Source organism: Chloroflexota bacterium (assembly GCA_023475225.1).
Classification (GTDB): domain Bacteria; phylum Chloroflexota; class UBA6077; order FW602-bin22; family JAMCVK01; genus JAMCVK01.
The window spans coordinates 1-5,144 of sequence record JAMCVK010000032.1 but is presented as its reverse complement, the minus strand read 5'-3'; the positions used below and the strand labels follow the sequence as shown (position 1 = coordinate 5,144).

At 57.0% G+C, this 5,144-nt stretch carries 9 protein-coding genes; all 9 read left to right on the top strand.

The features are described from left to right. A partial coding sequence (locus tag M1136_07560) for a hypothetical protein (protein MCL5075491.1) occupies positions 1–346 on the top strand: 346 nt, incomplete at its 5' end. 13 nt (positions 347–359) lie between these two features. Beyond that, complete coding sequence (locus M1136_07555) at positions 360–527, top strand: hypothetical protein (protein ID MCL5075490.1); 168 nt, start codon at positions 360–362, stop codon at positions 525–527. A 34-nt stretch (positions 528–561) separates the two neighbouring features. Further along, on the top strand, positions 562–906 hold the full coding sequence (locus tag M1136_07550; GenBank protein ID MCL5075489.1) for a hypothetical protein: 345 nt from the start codon (positions 562–564) through the stop codon (positions 904–906). A gap of 28 nt (positions 907–934) precedes the next feature. Then, positions 935–1,720 carry a hypothetical protein gene (locus M1136_07545; protein ID MCL5075488.1) on the top strand — a complete coding sequence of 262 codons (786 nt, stop codon included), beginning with the start codon at positions 935–937 and terminating at the stop codon, positions 1,718–1,720. 54 nt (positions 1,721–1,774) lie between these two features. Further along, positions 1,775–2,818, top strand: coding sequence for a GvpL/GvpF family gas vesicle protein (locus tag M1136_07540; GenBank protein ID MCL5075487.1), 1,044 nt, complete (start codon positions 1,775–1,777; stop codon positions 2,816–2,818). Positions 2,819–2,828: 10 nt separating this feature from the next. Continuing rightward, positions 2,829–3,602: a GvpL/GvpF family gas vesicle protein gene (locus tag M1136_07535; GenBank protein ID MCL5075486.1), complete on the top strand. Its 774-nt coding sequence runs from the start codon at positions 2,829–2,831 to the stop codon at positions 3,600–3,602. Between the two features lie 9 nt (positions 3,603–3,611). After that, positions 3,612–3,866 (top strand): gas vesicle protein GvpG, encoded by a 255-nt coding sequence (locus M1136_07530; GenBank protein MCL5075485.1) that lies wholly within the window; start codon positions 3,612–3,614, stop codon positions 3,864–3,866. A gap of 193 nt (positions 3,867–4,059) precedes the next feature. Beyond that, positions 4,060–4,326, top strand: coding sequence for a gas vesicle protein (locus tag M1136_07525; protein MCL5075484.1), 267 nt, complete (start codon positions 4,060–4,062; stop codon positions 4,324–4,326). A 65-nt stretch (positions 4,327–4,391) separates the two neighbouring features. Continuing rightward, a partial coding sequence (locus M1136_07520; GenBank protein MCL5075483.1) for a GvpL/GvpF family gas vesicle protein occupies positions 4,392–5,144 on the top strand: 753 nt, incomplete at its 3' end.

Sequence of the window (5,144 nt, the reverse complement as noted above, 5' to 3'; positions counted from 1 at the left end):
CCAGCTTCTCCATCGAGCTCTGGACTTCGGCCAGGCGATCAAAGATGCGTTTTCGCCGGCGCTCAATACCAGCCAGCTCCTGTTCCAGCCTCTGCCTCTCCATGCTAAGCGCATTGTCCGCGGCTTGAGGGAGGCCGGGGTATGCGAGTTCGCCCCCACTATTCGGGGCTGCATAATGGTAGCCAAGGCGCTGAAGGTGCTGGATGGTTCGGTAGATGCCCACAATGACCTCTTCAGGCAGCTGTGCCTAGACATATTGGCTTCAGAGTCCACCAGGGTGGGCAGCAAATCCCAGACATCTAAGGTGAAGGAAGCGGTGAGCCGGCTCGTTGACCAGTACTGCTGAGGAGGATTAATCGATGCCCAGGGACAAGCAAGCGAAGGAGTACAAGTGTGAGAGGTGTGGTAAGGTCTTCACCAGCATGCTGCGCTTTGAACATCACATCGCCGCCGAGCACGCCCCCATGACGTCAAAGGACATCCGTACGACCAGGGACATCCCGCACCGGCCGCGAGGCAAGCCTTAACATCGCTTTTGCATGCCTGGCATAAGGAGGCGACATGAAGGATAACACCAGAGCCAAAGGCCTGGGTGACTTGAGAACAGTTACAACCCATCACATCCCTTCCAAGCCGCCACGGAAGGGAACAACCTACCTCGACCTTTTTGCGCTTAGCATGGAGAGGCAGAGGCTGGAACAGGAGCTGGCTGGTATTGAGCGCCGGCGAAAACGCATCTTTGATCGCCTGGCCGAAGTCCAGAGCTCGATGGAGAAGCTGGTGAATGCGGCACAGCAAGAGAAGGTCGCTCAGAGCTCCTCTGCGGAGCATGCCACAGACGAGCAGGTGGAAGGCAGGCCAGAGCGCGGAGGGCGGCAATGGAAGAAGATGCCTGTTGAGTATTAAGTGATGCCGCCAGCACATGGTGGTTAGCGTGAAGTGGCGGTATCGTACTCAGGGAACGTCGAGCAGAGGCATGATGGGAACGATGCTGGAGAGCGAAGGGTTTCACTGTGCCCTTTGTCAGGGGAAAGGCGTGCTTCCCGCAGCGAAGGCCAGGTGTCCGGCTTGTGGAGGGCGAGGATGCGTCGAGGTAACTTCTCCGGCGGTGATGTGCGCTTATTGTAAGGGGCGAGGCGAGGTCCCCGCCCGTTCTAACATTACCTGCACCGTGTGCGGCGGCAAAGGGCTGATCACCATCCAGCTGCCTGTTGAGGTCTGCCCCAGGTGTCGCGGCACGGGTGCTGCACCCAATAGCAAGCTTCCCTGTCTGGTGTGCCGAGGCAAGGGTGTGGTCAGCGCCAGTGAATATGGGGAATCTACGAGTAATAGGAGGAGAGAAGAATTGGGCTGGGTCGCCACCCAAGCAAGGCGAGCAATAGCTGAGGAAATCAAAACAATGAAAGGTTATGCTGAGAGGACTGGAAATCAGCCTGAAACCGAGCCGGGGCCAATTTCCCTCCGCCAAGTACCCGTGCTTGCCTACGGCCATGCAGCAGATGAAGGGAGAGGGGCAGGCTACGTCTGGCAGCCTCGGCACAGTAGAGAGACGAGGACGGGGAGCCCCGCTTCCGTCAGCGGCCTCGTTAGGCGCTTGATGGCCACAGAACGGGCCCGCATACTGGGTCGGGAGGCCATCGACCTGGGCCGCTATACCCTGGAAAAAAGAACCCAGCACTGGAAGGAGTCAAGGAAGCGCTTCAAGCAATGGGTGCGCTAGCTAAGCCGATGTTAGCGTTGCACTCCCAGGCGATGGAGATGCCAGGTGGCTGGTATGAATGGCCAATATATCTACGGAATCATCAGCACTAGTGATGATAAAACAGTAGACATCGCCGGACTCGGCAGCACGGGCTCGGTGCACACCATAGCTCACCAGGGCCTCGGCTGCGTCCTGAGCGACTTCTCTGGTGGAGAATTCAGCTCCATGTCAAAGGAAGAGATAGTCCAGCACCTGCTTGCCCACCAGGTGGTGGTGGAGCATGTTATGAGGGAACATACAGTGCTTCCGCTGAAGTTCGGCACGGTTCTCGCTACCCCAGACGAAGTGCGCGACCTGCTTTCCCAGGGCCACGCGCTATTTGTCGCTGCCCTGGCCTGGATTCAGGATAAAGTCGAGGTAGAAGTGGCTGCCACCTGGGACACAGAACAGGTGTTACGGGAGATCAGCGACGAAGAGGAGATCGTGCGTACCAGGGCAGCTATCGCCAGCAGACGGGGACAGCACACCCTGGAAGAGCGCATCCGTCTGGGACGGATGGTCAAGGCCTCTATGGATCAGCGGCGCGACAGGTATCAGGAGCGCATGATAGGCTTCCTCAGGCCTGTAGCCGTTGATGTGCAACCTAACGCTCTGGTCTCTGACCAGATGGTAATGAACGTGGCCTTCTTGCTAGAGAGGGCCAGGCAGGAGGAGTTCTACAACCAGGTGAGCGCCCTGAACAACCTCTTCCATAACCAGATCGACTTTCGCCTCATCGGGCCGTTGCCACCTTACACCTTTGCCACGGTGGAGGTGACCAGACCAAGCCCGCAGAAGATAAAGGAGGCCAGACAACTCCTTCACCTGGGTGAGGCCATTTCGGAGCCCGAGATCAGGAAGGCCTACCGCTGCCTGGCGGCCGAGAGCCACCCCGACCGCAGGCCGGGGGATGGGCTAGCGAAGACGCGCTTCGCCGAACTTCGCCAGGCGTCGGAGCTACTCATCGCTTACTGCCGGGGACGGGCTGAATCAAGTGGTAGCTTATTGATCAACATAAGGCGCGTAAGAGACGAAGAGATTCAGCACTTTCGTTCCGGAGAGTTTGCACCAACTTAGCGGAGAACAGATGGCTGAACTGGGAAAATACCTTTATTGCCTCATCCGCTGCCGGGAGGAACGCACCTTCAACGCGGTGGCCATGGGCAGCGAGGACAGCGTGGTGCACACGATATGCCAGGGTGATCTCGCCATTGTGGTCAGCGACTCGTTGCTGAAGCAGTATGAAAGCAGCCGGAGTAACATGATGGCTCATGAGAAAGTGCTGGAAACGGTCATGAGGGAATTCGCCCTCCTGCCGGTGAGATTCGGAACCGTTACTGATTCCACCTCTCCCAGAGAGGACATCCATAAGCTCCTCTCGAGCAAGTTTGAGGAGTTTAACAGGCTGCTAAGGGACATAGAGGGCAAGGTGGAGTTGGGACTAAAGGCCTTCTGGCGCGATGAGCAGGCTGTCTTCGAGGAGATCGTCGCTGAGAACGCAGACATCAGAAGGCTCCGCAACAAGCTTTCAGGCCGACCTCCGCAGGCGATCCATTTCGAGGGGATGCAGCTGGGGCGGATGGTCAAGGAGGCGCTGGATCAGAAGAGACGCCAGGAAGCAGCCAGAATCTTACATCCTCTGCGGCCGATTGCCCATAGCGTACGGGAGAACAATACACTGGTGGACCGGGTGATCGTAAATGCGGCCTTTCTGGTTGATAAGGTACGGGAGCCAGAATTTGACCAGGCGGTGAGCCGACTGGATGAACAGATTGGTGAACGGATAGCCCTCAAGTACATTGGGCCGGTGCCTCCCTATAACTTTGTAAGCGTCGTGGTGAACTGGGAGGAACTAAGGTAGGTTAGAGCCATGAGCTTTATCTTCGATCTGCTGACCGCCCCTGTCTTGGGCCCGATAAAGGGTGTCTACTGGCTGGCCGAGAAGGTTGCTGAGGCAGCCGATAACGAGCTGCTGGACGAAGATCGGGTCCGAGCCGAACTGCTGGAGCTCCAGGTGCGCCTTGAGCTGGGTGAGATCGCCGAAGAGGAGTACGACGAACAGGAGAGGATCCTGATGGACCGGCTAAAGGCCATCCGAGAGGTCAAGGCTGAGCGGGGCCGCTGATAACGAGGCTCACTGCCACAGCAAGAATTCATAAGAGAGAGCGTCGAACAACGAGGGTTCCAAGGGGCTGCGCCCCTTGGCAGGGGTCTGGGGATGTGCCCCAGAGCACAAAATCAAACCCGAAGGGCTACCTTGAACCCCCTGCGGGGGTTTGGGGGCAGATGTTCAACACTCTCCATAAGGAGGACTATCTATGGATATGAGAGCGCTAGCGGAACGGGCTAAGAGCCAATTGGCTGAGCTTACGGGACTGAAGCCCATAACCGTCACGGGGGCTTTCAAGGACGAGCGAGGGTGGCATATCACTCTGGACATGCTGGAGATGTCCAGGATTCCCACCGCTACTGATGTCCTGGGTGACTATGAGGTAGTGTTGGACGATAATGGCAACCTGCTGAGGTTTGAGCGCAGGAGGACTCGTCTCCGCGGCGAACCTATGGAGGCGGAGGAAAGGGTGTAGGGGCTGGGCGCGCCATTGGACTATGTTAGGAGCAGAAGCCCGTTAAGTCTGGCGAAGGATGAGCAGTGGTTGAGGAAGGTCAATATGTCTACTGCATAATTGGAACCGGTGAGGCCAGGAACTTCGGCCCCATTGGCATCGGTGGCCGAGGCGACCCAGTGATAACTATCGCTTATAGAGACCTCAGCGCAGTGGTAAGCAGCGTGCCGATGTCGAAATATGTGGTGAGCAAGGAAACCATGGTTGCTCACGAGAAGGTTATCGAGGCGGTGATGAAGGATCATACCGTTCTCCCGGTGAGATTCTATACCGTTGCGCCCAATGCTGAGGAGATCCGCGGTCTCCTCAGAAGACGCTACCAGGAGTTTAAGAAGCTGCTCCGGGAGCTGGACAACAAGGTGGAGTTGGGACTCAAGGCCCTGTGGAGGGACATGGATGCCATTCTTAATGAAATAGTGGAAGAAAACGAGGAGATCAGGGCGGTTAGAGTAAACACGCTGGCCCATTCGGCAGAAAAGGCTACCCAGGATAAAGGTGCTCTGGGTGAGATGGTCAAGCTGGCTCTCGAACATAAAAGGGCTAAGGAGAGGGAAGCCCTGCTCCAGCCGCTGACACACATCTCCAGCGAGTTTTGCCTTAACAGGACCTATGGCGATGACATGCTCATGAACGCTGCGTTCCTGGTTGATAGGGCTCGGGAGAAGGAATTTGATAGCTGCGTCGAGGGGCTGGGGGTCCACTATGGTGATAGGATTGAGTTCAAATATGTGGGCCCTGCGCCTCCCTACAGCTTCGTCAATATAGTCGTTAAGGCAAAA

Bases quoted from the DNA above. Each gene is read 5' to 3' on its own strand.
- M1136_07555 (MCL5075490.1), top strand. From the start codon at position 360: ATGCCCAGGGACAAGCAAGCGAAGGAGTACAAGTGTGAGAGGTGTGGT.
- M1136_07550 (MCL5075489.1), top strand. From the start codon at position 562: ATGAAGGATAACACCAGAGCCAAAGGCCTGGGTGACTTGAGAACAGTT.
- M1136_07540 (MCL5075487.1), top strand. From the start codon at position 1,775: ATGAATGGCCAATATATCTACGGAATCATCAGCACTAGTGATGATAAA.
- M1136_07535 (MCL5075486.1), top strand. From the start codon at position 2,829: ATGGCTGAACTGGGAAAATACCTTTATTGCCTCATCCGCTGCCGGGAG.
- M1136_07530 (MCL5075485.1), top strand. From the start codon at position 3,612: ATGAGCTTTATCTTCGATCTGCTGACCGCCCCTGTCTTGGGCCCGATA.
- M1136_07525 (MCL5075484.1), top strand. From the start codon at position 4,060: ATGGATATGAGAGCGCTAGCGGAACGGGCTAAGAGCCAATTGGCTGAG.